Below are 15761 nucleotides of genomic sequence, written 5' to 3'. Positions count from 1 at the left end.
AACCGGCGAGGGCTCGGCTGTCATGCATGATTTTGCCGAGCTGCTCGACCGGCTGATTTACACAAGGTCGCGCAATGCGAAGCTGAAGCTGATCGCCGATTATCTGCGCGCCGCGCCCGACCCGGATCGCGGCTGGGCGATGGCGGCGCTGACCGGTGACATCGATCTGAAGGGCGTAAAGCCATCGGTGATCCGCGCGATGATCGAGGAGCGCGTCGATCCGCTCCTTTTTCGCATGAGCCGTGATTTCGTCGGCGATACGGCGGAAACAGTGGGGCTGCTCTGGCCTGAGCCCGACCAAGCGCGGGCGGCGGCGCTGAGCGGCGAAGCGCTGAGCGTTGCGAATGTCATCGACCGGCTTGCCCATTTGTCGCGCGGCGAGGCGGCGGCGGTGCTTGCCGACATGCTCGACCGGCTGGCGGCGGAGGAGCGGTTCGCGCTGTTGAAGCTCGCCACCGGCGGGCTTCGCGTGGGCGTGTCGGCGCGGCTTGCCAAAACGGCGCTGGCGCAGGGCTTCGGGCTGGATGTGGATGCGGTGGAGGAGGTCTGGCACGGGCTGAAACCGCCTTATGTCGAACTATTCGCGTGGGGCGAGGGGCGCGGGAGCCAGCCCACCCCGGCGGATGTGCCGGTATTCCGCCCGTTCATGCTCGCCCATCCGCTGGAAGATACCGACATCAATCTCGCCGATTATGCCGCCGAGTGGAAATGGGACGGCATCCGCGTGCAGATCGTCCGGGTGGCGGGCGAGACGCGCCTCTATAGCCGCGCCGGCGACGATATCAGCGCTGCCTTTCCCGATGTCGCGTCAGCGTTTGAAGTGACGGGCGTGGTCGATGGCGAATTGCTGGTCCGCGGCGAAGGGCAGGGTGGCGCGCTGGGCGACGGGGCAGGTGCTGCCAGTTTCAACGCGCTGCAGCAGCGGCTCAATCGCAAGAGCGTCACGAAGAAGATGCTGCGCGACAGCCCGGCGTTCGTGCGCTGCTATGACCTGCTGTTCGACGGCGAGGAGGACCTGCGCGCGCTGGACTGGGAAGCGCGGCGGGCTCGGCTGGAAGCGTTTGTGGCACGGCTCGATCCGGACCGGTTCGATCTGTCGGCGCTGATCGAAGCCGAGGATTTTGAACAGCTTGCCGAAATTCGCGAGGGCGCGCGCGAAGGGGCAATCGAGGGCGTGATGCTGAAGCGTCGCGATTCGGCCTATGTTGCGGGCCGCCGGGTGGGGCTCTGGTATAAATGGAAGCGCGATCCGCTGACCGCCGATTGCGTGATGATGTATGCGCAGCGCGGTAATGGGAGGCGGTCGAGCTTTTATTCCGACTATACGTTCGGGTGCTGGAACGAAGCGGGCGAGTTGCTGCCGGTGGGCAAGGCCTATTCGGGATTTACCGATGAGGAACTGAAATGGCTCGACCGGTTTGTGCGCAACCATACGGTCGGGCGGTTCGGGCCGGTGCGCGAGGTGGAAAAGACGCTGGTGCTCGAAGTAGCGTTCGATTCGGTGCATGATTCGAAGCGGCACAAATCGGGGCTCGCGATGCGCTTTCCCCGGATCGCGCGCATCCGCCGCGACAAGCCGGCCGCCGAGGCCGATCGAATCGAAACGCTGCGCCGGATGATCAGTTAGTCGCTGGCGGTGCGGGCCATGCGATCTGAAAGATGGTGGGCCAGTTCTTGCCGGTAACGAACAGCCGTCGCCGTTTGGCATCCCATGCGATGCCGTTCGGGACCGAATCGGGATCGGTGGCATGGATTTCGCGGGCGAGCGGATCGAGATCGATAACCTTCATCACCGCGCCGCTTTTCGGATCGATCTGAATGATGGCATTTACCCGCCACACATTGGCGAGGATCGTGCCGTCGACCCATTCGAGTTCGTTGAGATTGTTGATCGGATCGCCGCGAAACGTGACGGTCAGGCGTCGCTTTTCCGAAAAATCCTTCGGATCGATGAAGCGCAGCTGCGGCGTACCGTCGGAGAGGATGATCGAATCGGGTGAAGAGGTCATGCCCCAGCCCTGACCCGGATAGCGAAAGCTGCCGACCGGTTTCAGCGAATCGCGCTTCCACCGGAAGCCCTTGCCCGATTTCCAGGTGACGCTGAGGATCTGATCCTTCCAGTCGGTAATTCCTTCGCCGAACAGCGAGGGATCGATCGCGACGCGGTGAAGGACCTTGCCGGTCGCGGGATCAACCTCGCGAATGTCCGAAATGCCGATCTGACCGGTGCTTTCGAAGAATTTGTCGTCGCGGAAGAACAACCCCTCGGTAAAGGCATTGGTGTCATGCGGCAGGCGCGCCAGGACCTCAGCACGCAGAGTCGGTGGGCGGGCAGGTGCCGCCGTCGATGGCGCGGGCGCCGCCTGCTGCGCGGGCAGGCTGTACGCGAACAGCGGGGCCGCGACCAGTGCCGCGACCCCGCTCATGATTTTCGCGAATCGGTATCGACGCATCGCGCGATTCCGGACCCGCGCGAACCGTTACTGCATCGGCTGCAGATTGACGGCGGCATATTTGCCGCGACGATCGACTTCCAGCTCGAATTCGAGCCGGTCGCCTTCGTTCAGCGTCGGCATGCCGGCGCGTTCGACGGCGGAGATATGGACGAAAGCGTCGGGCTGACCATCGTCGCGCTGAATGAAGCCGAAGCCCTTCATCGCGTTGAAGAATTTGACCGTTCCGGTCGCCTTCTCACCGGTGAGCTGACGCTGCGGGCCGCCGCGCGGAGCACCGCCGGGGGCGCCGCCGCCAAAGCCGCCTTCGCGTTCGCGCGGTGCGCGCTCTTCGACCGGCATCGGTTCGCCGTCGATCTTCAGATCGGTCGCCGAGACGCGGCCGCCGCGATCGACGAGCGTGAAGCCGAGCGGCTGACCTTCGGCCAGTCCGGTAAGCCCTGCCTGCTCGACCGCAGAAATGTGCACGAACACATCTTCGCCGCCATCATCACGAACGACGAAGCCAAAGCCCTTTTGTCCGTTGAAGAATTTGACCACGCCGGTCGCTTCGCCGACGACCTGGGGGGGCATGCCGCGCCCGCCGCCACCGCCGCCGCCACGGAAACCACCGCCGCCGCCGCCGCCGAAACCGCCGCGATCACCGCCGCCGAAACCGCCACGATCACCGCCACCGAAACCGCCGCGATCGCCACCGCCGAAGCCGCCGCCAAAGCCGCCACCGCGCCTGTCATCAAAACCGCCGCCGCGCCCGAAATCCTGCGGCCCTTCATCTCCGAAGAAATCCCGCTTGTCTCTGCCGCGCCCGCCGCGATCACCCCGGCGTCCTTTATCGAAACTCATTGCCCTGTTCATCTTCCCGGTTCGTCCTTTGGTATCCATGAAGCCCTGGCGCCGGACGAAAAGAACGCAGGATTTCGGGCGCTTCAACAACTGCACCACAAAGCAGTGTAACGCAAAATCGCAGGCGTCGCGAACGAAATCTGTGCTTACTTTGCGATTCGTTATCAGATACTTATCCGGCCCCCGCCGATTTGGCTTTTGTGAGGACCGATGGCAGAGATCGCTGCGCTACTGACCGACCCCTCCGCCTGGGCAGCGTTGCTGACCCTGATTGTGCTGGAAGTGGTGCTGGGCATCGACAATCTGGTGTTCATCTCGATCCTGTCGAACAAGCTGCCCGAACATCAGCAGGCAAAGGCGCGGCGGGTGGGTATCATCCTCGCGCTGGGGCTGCGGCTGGTGCTGCTGTCGATGATCGCCTGGCTGGTCGGGCTGACCAAGCCGGTCGTGGATCTGGGCATTACCGGCGCGCCGGGGCCGCATGGCGAGCCGACGTTCGAAACCGCCTTTTCGCTGCGCGACCTGATCCTGATCGGCGGCGGGCTGTTCCTCGTCTGGAAAGCGACGAGCGAGATTCACCACAATGTCGATTCGCACGAATCCGATTCGGTGCTCGATAAAAAGGGCAGGAAGGGCCTGACCTTTGCGTCGGCGATCGTGCAGATTCTGGCGCTCGACATGGTGTTTTCGATCGATTCGATCCTGACCGCAGTCGGGATGAGCGACGATCTGCCGGTAATGGTGACCGCAGTGATCGTCGCGGTCGGCGTGATGCTGTTCGCGGCCAACCCGCTGGCCGAATTTATCGGGCGTAATCCGACCGTGGTGATGCTGGCGCTGGGATTCCTGCTGATGATCGGGGTAGTGCTGATCGCCGACGGGTTCGGGGTGCATGTGCCCAAGGGCTATATCTACACCGCCATGGCCTTTTCCGCCGGAGTCGAGGCGCTCAACATTTTTGCGCGGCGCTCGCGCGAAGGAAAAAACGCAAAGAATGGTGCGAGTCCCGATACCGGCCATTGAGCGTTCAGCCATTCGGGGCTAGGCGGATCGGATGGCCGTTTATTTTCATGAAGAAGACCTGCCCGCCGACGTGCTGGGCCCCGGCGCTGTAGCCGTCGATACCGAAACCATGGGGCTGATCACGCCCCGCGACCGGCTGTGCGTCGTTCAGATTTCCGACGGGCGGGGCGATGAGCATCTCGTGCGCTTCGGCCCCGACAGCGATTATGCGGCGCCGAACCTGAAAGCGGTGCTGGCTGATCCGGCGCGGCTGAAACTCTATCATTTCGCGCGGTTCGATCTGGCGGCGATTCAACGTTATCTGGGCGTCGTCGCGGCACCGGTATACTGCACCAAGATCGCATCGCGGCTGGTGCGTACCTATACCGATCGGCATGGCCTGAAAGATCTGGCGCGCGAGCTGGTCGGTGCGGAAATTTCGAAGCAGCAGCAATCGTCCGACTGGGGCGGGCCGGAACTTTCGGACGCGCAGCGCGAATATGCAGCCTCAGATGTGCGCTATCTGCACGGCATGAAGGCGGAGCTCGACAAGCGGCTGGCACGCGAAGGGCGGACGGAGCTTGCCCAGGCATGTTTCGACTTCCTGCCGCATCGCGCCGCGCTCGACCTCGCGGGATGGCCCGAAATCGATATCTTCGCCCATGCCTGAGGACCGGCGGCCATGTCGGAAATAGCGCGCCGCACCCGAACCGCGCGCCAGCAATGGGCAGCGCCCGGCAGTCCCCACGACAAAGTGGTAGCGACTGCGCAAAAGCTGCTTCCGGCAGCGGTCGGCGTGCTGGCCGCGTTTCTGGTCATTGCGCCGCTGATGAACGATACCGAAATGCGCTTCATCCTCGACAAGCGGAAGGTTGAAGTGGCGAAGGAACGAATGAAGCTGGTGAGCGCCCAGTATCGCGGCGAGGACACCAAGGGGCGCAGCTTCACGCTGACCGCCGGATCGGCGGTGCAGCGCAGTTCGGCGGAACCGGTCGTGCGGCTGAACGATCTGTCGGCTGAGATTCAGCTGCCCGATGGTCCGGCGCAGCTAAAGGCCGGTCAGGGCCATTATGACATGCAGAAGGATACGGTGTCGGTCGACGGTCCGGCGACGTTCCGCGCCGAGAACGGGTACAAGATCGATACGCGCAATGCGGTCGTCGATCTGAACCAGCGAACGATGAAGAGCGACGAGAAGGTGGAGGGCACCACGCCGTTGGGCACGTTCAGCGGCGATTCGATTCAGGCCGATCTTCAGAACCGTACGGTACGGTTGCAGGGCAATGCCCACTTGCGGATCGCGCCCAAGCAGGCGAAAGGGCGCTGATGAAACGGCCCATGCCCCTGATTTTGCTCGGCGCGCTTGTTCTGGCAGGCGGCGCAGCGGCGCAGACGCGCCACAATACCAATGCGCCGATCGATTTCTCGGCTGATCAGATCGAATTGCAGGACAAGGCGAATCGCGCGATTCTGTCGGGTTCGGTCGCGGTCCGCCAGGGCGAGATGACGCTCGATTCGGCGCGGATGACGGTCCATTATACCGGGCAGATTGTCGGCGGATCGCCGCAGGTGTCGCGGCTGGATGCATCGGGCAATGTCGTCATCACCCGGCCCGACCAGAAAGCTCGCTCGCAATATGCGGTCTATGACCTGAACAGCCGCGTGGTGACCCTGCTCGGCAATGTGACGCTCAATCAGGGCGGCAATGTCCTGAACGGCGGGCGGGTGACGATCAATCTCGACACCGGGCGCGCGACGATCGACGGTTCGGCGGTCGGCAGCGGGCGCGACGATTCGGGCAATGTGACGCGCAGCAACGGCAGGGTGACGGGAACCTTCTCGGTTCCCAAGCGGAACTAAAGGGCGCGGCGCACCCCCTTTCCTCCGGCGCGATAATCATGCACGATTCATGCCGTCGGCGCGCGAGGTGGCATGAACCGTTCGGCGCAGATAGGGTGAGATGATGGACGATACGAGCAGCTTTGCCGAACTGGAGCCGGTTACCGAAACGCCGCCCGACAAAGGGCTGGCGGTCGTTTCCATCGCCAAATCCTATGACAAGCGAGTCGTGCTGTCGGATGTGTCGATGTCGGTCGCGCGGGGCGAAGTTGTCGGCCTGCTCGGCCCCAATGGCGCGGGCAAGACGACGAGCTTTTATTCGGTGATGGGGCTAGTGAAGCCCGATGCCGGGCGAATCATGCTCGACGGCGAGGATATCACCCCGCTGCCCATGTATCGCCGCGCCATTCTTGGGCTGGGCTATCTGCCGCAGGAAACCTCGATCTTTCGCGGGCTGTCGGTCGAAAAGAATATCATGGCGGTGCTGGAGCTTGCCGAACCGGACAAAGCGGCGCGCGAGCGGCGGCTCGACCAACTGCTCGACGAATTCGGCCTGACCCGGTTGCGGGCATCGCCTGCGATGGCGCTGTCGGGCGGTGAGCGGCGGCGGGCCGAGATTGCCCGGGCTCTGGCCGCCGATCCGAAGATCATGCTGCTCGACGAACCGTTTGCCGGCATCGATCCGATCTCGATCGCCGATATTCGCGATCTGGTCGCCGAGTTGAAGAACCGCGATATCGGCGTGCTGATCACCGATCACAATGTCCGCGAGACACTGGAAATCGTCGACCGCGCGTATATCATCTATGACGGGCGGGTATTGTTCACCGGTTCGCCGTCCGAACTGGTCGCCGATGAGAATGTCCGGCGGCTGTATCTGGGCGAGGGCTTTTCGCTGTAGGGCTATGAGCCTCGCCCCGCGCCTCGATCTGCGCCAGTCGCAATCGCTGGTGATGACGCCGCAGCTTCAGCAGGCGATTCGGCTGCTGGCGCTGTCGAACCTCGAAATCGAAACCTATCTCGCCGAAGAGATTGAGAAGAACCCGCTGCTCGAATCGCGTGGCGATGACGATGGGCCGGGCGAGCGCGAGCCGGAAATGCGCGAGATGCGCGATGGGCCCGCCGATGCGACCGAATTGCTGCGCGAAGGCGAGGGCGCGGGCGAGGCGGCGCTGGATGTCGATCTGTCGGTCGAATCATTCCACCATGACAGCGCCGCCGATTCGATGGGCGGGCTGGACGGCGCGCTTGGGCTGGGCGGTGCGGCGTCGGGGGCGATGCCTGAGGACGGACCGGATTTCGATAGCTTTGCAAGCGGAGCCGAAAGTCTTTCCGATCACCTGCTGGCGCAGGCGGGGGCAGCGATTGCAGGGGGCGATTCGTTTATCGCGGCGCATCTGATCGATCAGATCGACGAGGCGGGCTATATCACCGTGCCGCTGCGCGACATTGCGGACCGGCTGGGCGTGCCGCTGGCGCGGGTCGAGGCAGTGCTGGCGATCATCCAGACCTTTGATCCCACCGGCGTGGGCGCGCGGTCGCTTTCCGAATGCCTGGCGCTGCAGGCGAAAGAGGCGGATCGATACGATCCGTGCATGGCGGCGCTGATCGACAATCTCGATCTGGTAGCGCGCGGTGAGATGGCGCGGCTGAAACGGATATGCCGGGTCGATGACGAGGATATGGCCGATATGGTGCGCGAGCTGCGCGGCTATGATCCCAAGCCCGGCCTGCGCTTCGGCGGTGAGGCGGCGCAGGCGGTGGTGCCCGATATCTTTATTGCGCGGCGCGGCAGCGGCTGGGCGGTCGAGATTAACAGCGCGACGCTGCCGCGCGTGCTGATCAACCGGTCCTATTATGCCGAACTGTCTTCGGGGCCGCAGGACAAGGCGTCGAAAAGCTGGCTTTCGGACTGTCTTGCCAGCGCCAACTGGCTGGTGAAAGCGCTCGACCAGCGACAGCGCACGATCATCCGGGTCGCGAGTGAGATCGTGAAGCAGCAGGAAGCGTTCTTCCTGAACGGCGTTGCGCATCTGAAGCCGATGACGCTGCGTCAGGTCGCCGATGCGATCGAGATGCACGAATCGACCGTGAGCCGGGTGACCAGCAACAAATATCTGAGCTGCGCGCGCGGCCTGTTCGAGCTGAAATATTTCTTCACCAGCGCGATTCAGGCAGCCGATGGCGGCGATGCGGTTTCGGCTGAGGCGGTGAAGTCGGCGATTCGCGCGCTGATCGCGGCGGAAGAGCCGAAGAAGATTTTGTCGGATGATACGCTGGTGGAACTGTTGAAGGCGAAGGGGTTCGATATCGCGCGGCGCACGGTGGCGAAATATCGCGAATCGATGGGGATCGGGTCTTCGGTGCAGCGGCGGCGGCAAAAGGCGCTGGGCGGGTAAGGCTGCGCGAGCCGACTGCTGGTTTGATAAGAGAAGAAGGGCGGTCCTTCGCCGGGCTCAGGACCAGCGGGTTTTGGGGCGCGTGTTTTTCCGCAAGAGGCTGATTAGGCGGGTTTGCGGAGCGATGGATGCCGGGACAGGCGCGACAGGACGGGTGGCCGACGCTTGCGGCCCCGGCCTGCGCCGGGGCGACGATTGGGGTTATACCACCCGTTTCGCGGCGATCGGCGCGGGGTTGGTGCACGGGTCGTTCGCGCCGCCATGGCCGCCCTCAAGCTGGCTGACGAGCAGGAAGCCGCCGATCACCAGCACGACGAAGGCGATCGATAGCAGGCCCAGATATTTCTCAATAAACGCCTTTGCCCATGCGCCGAACAGGCGGAAGAGCAGGCCGACCAGCATGAACTGGAAACCCCGGCTGACGATGCTTGCCCAGATAAAGGTGAACAGGTTCATATGAATGAAGCCTGCGGTGATCGTCACCAGTTTGAACGGGATCGGGGTCGCGCCCTTCACGATGATGAGCTGCGCGCCATATTCGCGAAGGTAGCAGGCGGCCGAGGGGAATTTGTCGGCAAGGTGGAGCCATTGCAGCAATTGCTGACCAAAGGCGTCGTACACGAAATAGCCGATGGCATAGCCGAGCAGACCGCCCAGAACCGACCCGATCGTGCAGATCGCGCCATAGCGCAGCGCACGCTTTGGCTGGGCAAGACACATCAGGCCGAGCAGCGGGTGCGGGGGCACCGGGAAAAAGCTCGATTCGACAAAGGCGAAGAGGAACAGCCAGCGTTCGGCATGGCGATGCGCCGCCTTTGCGAGCATCCAGTCATAGAGGCGGCGTAGCATGCGCTGGTGCTTAGCGAAGCGGCCCGGACTTGGGAAGCAGGGGCGTGTGCGTGGCATGGGATCGTTACGGGACAAAAATCCGCTCGCCTGCCCGGTGGGCGGTGCGTACATTGCGCCCCCATGCAGATCAGCTTCATCAAATGTCACGGATCGGGGAATGATTTTCCGCTGGTCGATGCGCGCGCTCTGACGCTTTCGGATGAGGAATGGGCGAATGTGGCCCGGCTGCTTGCGAACCGCGAAGGGCCGGTGGGCGGGGACGGACTGTTGCTGCTGACGCCGGGCGATGCGGCCCATGATTTCGGGATGCGGATGTTCAATTCCGACGGGAGCGAGGCCGAGACGTGCCTGAACGGGCTGCGCTGTACGGCTCGGCTGGGGTTCGAACTCACAGGGCTGAACGAAGCGCGGGTGAAGCTGAAGACCAGCAGTGCGACCGCGCGGCGGTGCGAGGCGATTGCCGATGGCGTGGTGACGATCGAAACGCGCGCCGGACCGGCATCCACCGATCCCGCCGATGTTGGAGTGAAGGTCGATGCGCCGGTAGTGGATTCGCAGATTCCGGGCCTGCCGAGCGAGCGGCGCTTTACCGGCGTCGCGATGCCGAACCCGCATCTGGTCACCTTTGTCGATGCGGTGGATGAGGCGGAACTGGTCGCGCTGGGCGACTGGTGCGAGGCGGGGCCGGACCTGATCCCGGCGCGCGCGAATGTGAGTTTCGTGGTGGCCGAGCCGCAAGGCCTGTTCGTGCGGACCTATGAGCGCGGGGTCGGCCTGACCGATAGCTGTGGCAGTGCGATGGCGGCGAGCGCCTTTGCCGCCGGGCTGACCGGGCGCAAGGAATTTGGCACGGCGGTGATGATTCGCAACCGGGGCGGCATGGTCGTCGCTGAGGCGCAGGCACCCGAATCGGGCGGACTGGTGTCGATCCGGGGCAATGCGACCTTCACCTATGACGCAGGAATCGAGATTGATCCGGCGGCGGGCAGGCTGGGCGAACTGGTGGTGCATAACCGGCGGTTCGATGAGGCGAAGGCGTGGGGGGCGCTGGTCGCGAGCCTCGACTGATTCGGGTGGGTAACGGGATGTGGCGGTAAGCGCGCTTCACTGAACGAATCGTCATCGCGAGAAGCGGAGCGACGAAGCGATCCAGTGATGTGGACGCCGCTCTGGATTGCTTCGCCCTGTGGGCTCGCAATGACGATGGTGCGACAGGTTTGGATCAATCCACACTGGCTTAGGGCTTTTTGTGCCGCGCCCTCGCCTTTTGCCGCAGGGCTGATAAGCTTTCACCAATGCCGTTTCGCAGCTTTCTTGGCCTGATGCTGATCTGTGTGGTCTGGGCGCTGAATGTGGTGGTCAGCAAGCTGGTGGTCGGCGACCTTGGCGTGCCGCCGATTTTCTATGCAGCGCTGCGTGCCGCCGTGGTGGCAATCGCGCTGATTCCGGTGTTTCGCACGCTGCCGCCGCAATGGTTCAAAACCGCTGCGGTTGGCTTCGCGATCAGTGGTGGGTCGTTCGCCTTGCTGTTTTTGGGTCTGAAAAGCGCCACGCCCGCCTCCGCCGCCATTGTGAATTTGTCGGGTGCGCCGCTGACGGTTCTGTTCGCGATTTTGCTGCTGAAGGAAAAGATCGGCTGGCGGCGCGGGGTCGGGATTGCGGTGACCTTTATCGGCGTGGTGATCGCCATCGCATCGCCGTCGAGCATGGAAGCGTCGAGCGGCCTGTACCTGATCGCCGGGTCGGCGGCCGTCGCAGCGCTGGGGGCGGTGGTGCTGAAACAATTGGAGTCGAGCGCTGCGCAGGTTCAGGCCTGGGCCGGGCTGGCGTCGGTGATCGTGTTGTTGCCGCTGAGCGCGGTTACGGAAAGCGGGCAGTTCAGTGCGGTGCTTGCTGCGGGATGGCGATTCGTGGCGGCGCTTTGCTTTTCGGGGCTGGTCGTGTCGGTCCTCGCGCACACCGCCTATTTCCGGATGCTGAAAACCTATGACGCGAACCTGATCGCGCCGCTGACGCTGATGACGCCGATCCTTACGATTGTGTTTGGCGCATGGCTGACCAGAGATCCGGTCGGAATTTTGCTGATCACAGGCGCCGGGATTGCGGTGCTGGGCGTGCTGATCATCATCCTGCGGCCCGCCAGAACCTATCGCCGGGGCTATCTGGTGCGGGCGCGATTGTAACCATATAGGTTATTTGCTCTTGACATCGTCACGCTGTTGTGTCACCTGTTCGGCACGCTGAGAAAATGTGAGTCGAGACGAGGACGGGCCGGGCGGCGAAGGTCGCTTTTACGGCCTTTTTTTGTGCGCGGGAGGGGCGAATGGTGGGCGAGCGGGTGACCGGTCAAGGTGCGAGGCGAGCAACCAAAGGGGTAAGGCGTAAAGCGGTCGCGAAGGCGCGCACCGTGTCGCTGCCGGTGCGCAAGGCGTGCTTTCTGGAAGTGCTACGCCAGACCGGCAATGTCAGCCGGGCGGCGCGCGAGGCGGGGTTGTCGAGTTCGACCGTCTATGCGCACCGGGCGAAACAGCCCAAATTCGCACGCGACTGGGATGCGGCGGTGGCCGAGGCGCTCGACAATCTGGAGGCGGAACTGGTCGATCGCGCGACGCGGGGGGTCGAAAAGCCGGTGTATTATCGCGGCGAGATCGTCGGCAATGTCCGCAATTATTCGGACGCGCTGGCGATGTTCATCCTGAAGGCGCGGCGTCCGGAAATCTATGACCGGACGGGCGGCGGCCCTGCCGTGGCGGGGATTCGCGGGATGACGCAGGAAGAGGCCAAGGCCGAAGTGCTGCGGCGGCTGGACAGAATCGCGGCGGCGCAGATCGCGAGGGGCACGGTGATCGACAATGACGACGCCGGAGATGCAGGAGAGGAGGCGTGAAGGAGCGCGCGGAACTCCTTGCCACCGCCGAAGAGCGACGCAGGTTGGAGAAACGGGATCAGGACTGGAAGACGCTGCTCGGCACCTGGGAGGTATGGGCCGATCCCCGGCAATTGCCGCCGCCGGGCGACTGGCGGACCTGGCTGATGCTTGCCGGGCGCGGGTTCGGCAAGACGCGAACCGGCGCGGAATGGGTGCGTAGCCTTGCCGAAGCCGACTCGGGTGCCCGGATCGCGCTGGTCGGTGCGACCATGGCGGAGGTGCGCAGCGTTATGATCGAAGGCGAAAGCGGGATTTTGGCGAGCGTGGTGCGCGACGACGACCTGCCGACCTTCGAAGTGTCGCGCGGGCGGCTGGTGTGGCGCAATGGCGCGCAGGCCTTTGTCCATTCTGGCGAGCGGCCCGACGGGCTGCGCGGGCCGCAATTTACCGCCGCATGGTGCGATGAGATTGCGAAATGGTCGTATCCGAGGGAATGTTGGGACAATCTGGCGATGTGCATGCGGCTGGGCGAAGCACCGCGCGTGCTGGTGACGACGACACCGCGCCCGATCCCGCTGCTGCGCGAGATGATGAAGCGCGACGATGTGGCGCTGGTGCGCGGGCGGACGACCGATAATGTGCAGCTTCCCCCCGCGTTTATCGATGCGGTGAAGGAACATTATGGCGGCACGCGGCTGGGTCGGCAGGAGCTGGACGGCGAACTGATCGAGGATGTCGCGGGGGCGTTATGGAGTCGCGACTTGCTGGAGAATGTGCGGGTGCGGGCGGTGCCTGCGCTGCGCCGGGTGGTGGTAGCGGTCGATCCGCCTGCCGGGAGCAAGGGCGATGCGTGCGGGATCGTTGCGGTGGCGCTGGGGCGCGATGGGAAAGCCTATGTGCTGGAGGATGCGAGCGTCGCGGCGACCAGCCCCGAACGCTGGGCGCGGGCGGTGGCGGCGTGCGCGGTGCGTAATGGTGCGGATCGGGTGGTGGCCGAGGCGAATAATGGCGGTGAGATGGTGCGCAGCGTGCTGATTGCCGCCGATGCCGCGCTGCCGGTAAAGCTGGTCCATGCGAGCCGGGGGAAGGTGGCGCGCGCCGAGCCGGTCGCGGCTTTGTATGAGGGCGGGAAGGTCGCGCATATCGGCGCGTTTCCCGCGCTGGAGGATGAGATGTGCGGGCTGGTGAGCGGGGGCGGCTATGAAGGGCCGGGGCGGTCGCCCGATCGCGCCGATGCGCTGGTGTGGGGGCTCACCGAGTTGATGCTCAAGCGGCGGGCGCAGGTCGGGATACGGTTGTTGGGGTGAGGGGGGTGTTTATTCGCCGGGTTGCGACAACAAGCGTCGCCCCGGCGAAGGCCGGGTCCGTTGGCGTGTGGCGTTGGCTCGCGCGGGGCGGTGGCGGTTGGTGTGGGGTGAGGTGATCCGGCGTCGGCGCGCGGCGCTCTGGATTGCTTCGTCGCTGCGCTCCTCGCAATGACGGGTTTGGGGTTGGCTTGGGTGGCAGACGGTGGCGGCCCCGGCCGTCGCCGGGGCGACGGTGTTGTCGACCGTTGCGGGAAATGCCAAACCGGGCGAGAATATTCTCGCCCGGCGGCATCAAAGGAAGGAAGAGGTAAACCGGATATAATAATCGCGACGTGCGGCACCCTTAGAGGGGAACGGCTCAACCGATTTCGCTACTGGTCTACTTCGAACGTCCAAATGATACCATTCCCAAGACGGCTGTGGGCCGGCCTGGTAATTCGGAACGAGCGCGAGCATTGCGCACCTCCTTCTCTATGGTACCGCCCAGACTTCGTTTTCTTGCAGACGATCATCATGAGAGCACTCACCGCGCTTCGCACCAGCGAGGTTCGGCATCTAAGGATTTCACGACGCCCGGTATCAATCTGAGCAGATTGAACATAACGAGAAAACCTTGATTCGCAAACGGAGAAAATTCGACCCTAATGTGTGTTTTGGCTTTGGCGTGGCGGGCGAGTCCGCAGTGGCGGCTGGTTGTCGCAGGCAATCGGGATGAGTTTCATGACCGGGCGGCGCTGCCGCTGGCGCGGTGGGAGGATGCGCTGCGGGTGATTGGCGGCCGCGACGTGCTGGGCGGGGGAACCTGGCTTGGCGTTGCGGAAGGCGGGCGCTTTGCGGTCGTGACCAATGTGCGCGCCGGACCGCCGGACCGGCACAAATTGTCGCGCGGGGCGCTGGTCAGCGATATGTTGCGGCGGGGGAGCGCGGCGATCGTCAGCGCACTGCCGGAAGCCTATAATCCGTTCAACCTGATCGCGATCGATGGCGATCAGGTGAACTTCATGACCAATCGGCCCGAGGGGCTGGTGCGGCCATTGGGGCCGGGGATGCATGGCCTGTCGAACGGGGTGATGGACAAGCCCTGGCCCAAGACGAAGAAGCTGGAACGCGCGGTGGCCGAATGGATCGAGCGCGGGACGGGCGAGCGCGAAACGCTGTTTGCGGCGCTGGCCGATGAAGAGCCTCCGCGCGGGATGACGGGATATGGCGGGGACAGGGATGAGCCGGAGGGATCGCCGATCTTCATCCGCAATCCGCGCTATGGCACACGCTGTTCGACCGTGGTGACGGTGGATGCCGAAGGACATGGCGTGATCGCCGAGCGGCGTTTCGATGCGAAAGGCAATGCGGTGGGCGACAGCGAAGTCGAATTTCTGTGGCCCGAGGTCGCGCCATGACGCCGCGCGAGCTGATCGATACGGCGCAGGTGCCGGGCGGCGAGCCGCTTCGCCTGTTCCGCCGGGGCGACGATTATATGATCGTGCTCGAGCGCAACGAATTGATGAACAGCCGGATGAGCGGGTCGGAAGAAGCGCTGTCGACGCTGACTGCCGAGCGGCTGGCGGAGCGGGGTGCGCAGCGCTGGCTGATCGGCGGGTACGGCATGGGCTTTACGCTGCGCAAGGCGCTGGCCGTGACTGGGGGCGAGGTCGAGCTGGTCGTTGCTGAGCTGGTGCCCAAGATTATCGAATGGGCGCGCGGGCCGATGGCGGAGCTTGCGGCCGGGTGTCTGGACGATCCGCGCGTGTCGGTGGTGATCCGCGATGTCGGTGCGGTGATTGCGGCGGAGCGGGGGGCGTATGACGCGATCCTGCTCGATGTCGATAACGGGCCGGACGGGATTGTGCGTGAGGGCAATGACGGGCTGTATTCGCATGCCGGGCTGGCGCGGGCGAAGGCAGCGCTGAAGCCTGGCGGGGTGCTGGCCGTGTGGTCGGCGGCGCCCGATCCTGCCTTTGCGCGGCGGGTGCGTGAGGCGGGGTTTGCGGTGGAGGAAGTCGCGGTGCGGGCGCGCAGCAACGGCAAGGGGCCGCGGCATGTGATCTGGCTGGCGCGCAAGGGGTAGCGGCTGGGGCAGGGTTCTCGACTTCGCTCGGAACCGGCGGTTCGGCGCGGTCCGACCTCAGAAAAGCATAAGTCGTCATTGCGAGCGGCGTAGCCGCGCGGCAATCCAGTGTGGTGCGTGCTGCTCTGGATTGCT

The 15761-nt window shown here is 64.2% G+C and carries 16 protein-coding genes; 13 read left to right on the top strand and 3 right to left on the bottom strand.

Annotated features, from left to right (window positions below):
• Nucleotides 1-22 precede the first annotated feature (22 nt).
• Nucleotides 23-1627, top strand: coding sequence for a cisplatin damage response ATP-dependent DNA ligase (locus EV664_RS03640; protein ID WP_133494344.1), 1605 nt, complete (start codon nt 23-25; stop codon nt 1625-1627).
• On the opposite strand, the gene EV664_RS03635 is transcribed toward EV664_RS03640, so the two are convergent.
• Nucleotides 1620-2426, bottom strand: a complete 807-nt coding sequence (locus EV664_RS03635) for a glutaminyl-peptide cyclotransferase (protein ID WP_188656365.1) — start codon at nt 2424-2426, stop codon at nt 1620-1622. The two genes, EV664_RS03640 and EV664_RS03635, sit on opposite strands and share 8 nt — an antisense overlap.
• Before the next feature lie 54 nt (nt 2427-2480).
• On the bottom strand, nt 2481-3296 hold the full coding sequence (locus tag EV664_RS19610; RefSeq protein WP_133494343.1) for a cold-shock protein: 816 nt from the start codon (nt 3294-3296) through the stop codon (nt 2481-2483).
• A gap of 210 nt (nt 3297-3506) precedes the next feature.
• Between EV664_RS19610 and EV664_RS03625 the strand changes: the two genes are divergently transcribed.
• From EV664_RS03625 to rpoN, 6 genes are all read left to right on the top strand, one after another.
• Nucleotides 3507-4319, top strand: coding sequence for a TerC family protein (locus EV664_RS03625; RefSeq protein ID WP_133494342.1), 813 nt, complete (start codon nt 3507-3509; stop codon nt 4317-4319).
• Between the two features lie 31 nt (nt 4320-4350).
• Nucleotides 4351-4968 carry a ribonuclease D gene (locus EV664_RS03620; protein ID WP_133494341.1) on the top strand — a complete coding sequence of 206 codons (618 nt, stop codon included), beginning with the start codon at nt 4351-4353 and terminating at the stop codon, nt 4966-4968.
• A 12-nt stretch (nt 4969-4980) separates the two neighbouring features.
• Nucleotides 4981-5625 (top strand): LPS export ABC transporter periplasmic protein LptC, encoded by a 645-nt coding sequence (lptC, locus tag EV664_RS03615; RefSeq protein WP_133494340.1) that lies wholly within the window; start codon nt 4981-4983, stop codon nt 5623-5625.
• Nucleotides 5625-6158 carry an LptA/OstA family protein gene (locus EV664_RS03610; protein ID WP_133494339.1) on the top strand — a complete coding sequence of 178 codons (534 nt, stop codon included), beginning with the start codon at nt 5625-5627 and terminating at the stop codon, nt 6156-6158. The genes lptC and EV664_RS03610 overlap by 1 nt, the downstream gene beginning before the upstream one ends.
• 103 nt (nt 6159-6261) lie before the next feature.
• A complete protein-coding gene (gene lptB / locus EV664_RS03605) occupies nt 6262-7038 on the top strand; it encodes an LPS export ABC transporter ATP-binding protein (protein ID WP_133494715.1) in 777 nt (258 codons plus the stop codon).
• A 4-nt stretch (nt 7039-7042) separates the two neighbouring features.
• A complete protein-coding gene (gene rpoN, locus EV664_RS03600; RefSeq protein WP_133494338.1) occupies nt 7043-8536 on the top strand; it encodes an RNA polymerase factor sigma-54 in 1494 nt (497 codons plus the stop codon).
• A gap of 201 nt (nt 8537-8737) precedes the next feature.
• Here the strand turns inward: rpoN and EV664_RS03595 are convergent, their stop codons facing one another.
• On the bottom strand, nt 8738-9385 hold the full coding sequence (locus tag EV664_RS03595; protein ID WP_133494337.1) for a YqaA family protein: 648 nt from the start codon (nt 9383-9385) through the stop codon (nt 8738-8740).
• Nucleotides 9386-9505: 120 nt separating this feature from the next.
• Here EV664_RS03595 and dapF point away from each other — a divergent pair, with 120 nt between their 5' ends.
• From dapF to EV664_RS03565, 6 genes are all read left to right on the top strand, one after another.
• On the top strand, nt 9506-10453 hold the full coding sequence (gene dapF, locus EV664_RS03590; RefSeq protein WP_133494336.1) for a diaminopimelate epimerase: 948 nt from the start codon (nt 9506-9508) through the stop codon (nt 10451-10453).
• 227 nt (nt 10454-10680) lie between these two features.
• On the top strand, nt 10681-11568 hold the full coding sequence (locus EV664_RS03585; protein ID WP_133494335.1) for a DMT family transporter: 888 nt from the start codon (nt 10681-10683) through the stop codon (nt 11566-11568).
• Nucleotides 11569-11708: 140 nt separating this feature from the next.
• Complete coding sequence (locus EV664_RS03580) at nt 11709-12272, top strand: hypothetical protein (RefSeq protein WP_133494334.1); 564 nt, start codon at nt 11709-11711, stop codon at nt 12270-12272.
• Nucleotides 12273-12316: 44 nt separating this feature from the next.
• Nucleotides 12317-13561 carry a DNA-packaging protein gene (locus tag EV664_RS03575; RefSeq protein ID WP_229668131.1) on the top strand — a complete coding sequence of 415 codons (1245 nt, stop codon included), beginning with the start codon at nt 12317-12319 and terminating at the stop codon, nt 13559-13561.
• Between the two features lie 644 nt (nt 13562-14205).
• Nucleotides 14206-14958 carry an NRDE family protein gene (locus EV664_RS03570; protein WP_133494333.1) on the top strand — a complete coding sequence of 251 codons (753 nt, stop codon included), beginning with the start codon at nt 14206-14208 and terminating at the stop codon, nt 14956-14958.
• The gene (locus EV664_RS03565; protein WP_133494332.1) at nt 14955-15626 is read left to right on the top strand and encodes a spermidine synthase; all 672 of its coding nucleotides are present in this window, start codon (nt 14955-14957) and stop codon (nt 15624-15626) included. The genes EV664_RS03570 and EV664_RS03565 overlap by 4 nt, the downstream gene beginning before the upstream one ends.
• The last annotated feature ends 135 nt before the right edge of the window (nt 15627-15761 follow it).

Origin of the sequence: Stakelama pacifica, from assembly GCF_004361835.1 — a bacterium.
GTDB lineage: Bacteria > Pseudomonadota > Alphaproteobacteria > Sphingomonadales > Sphingomonadaceae > Sphingomonas > Sphingomonas pacifica.
This window is presented reverse-complemented; position numbering and strand designations above follow the sequence as displayed.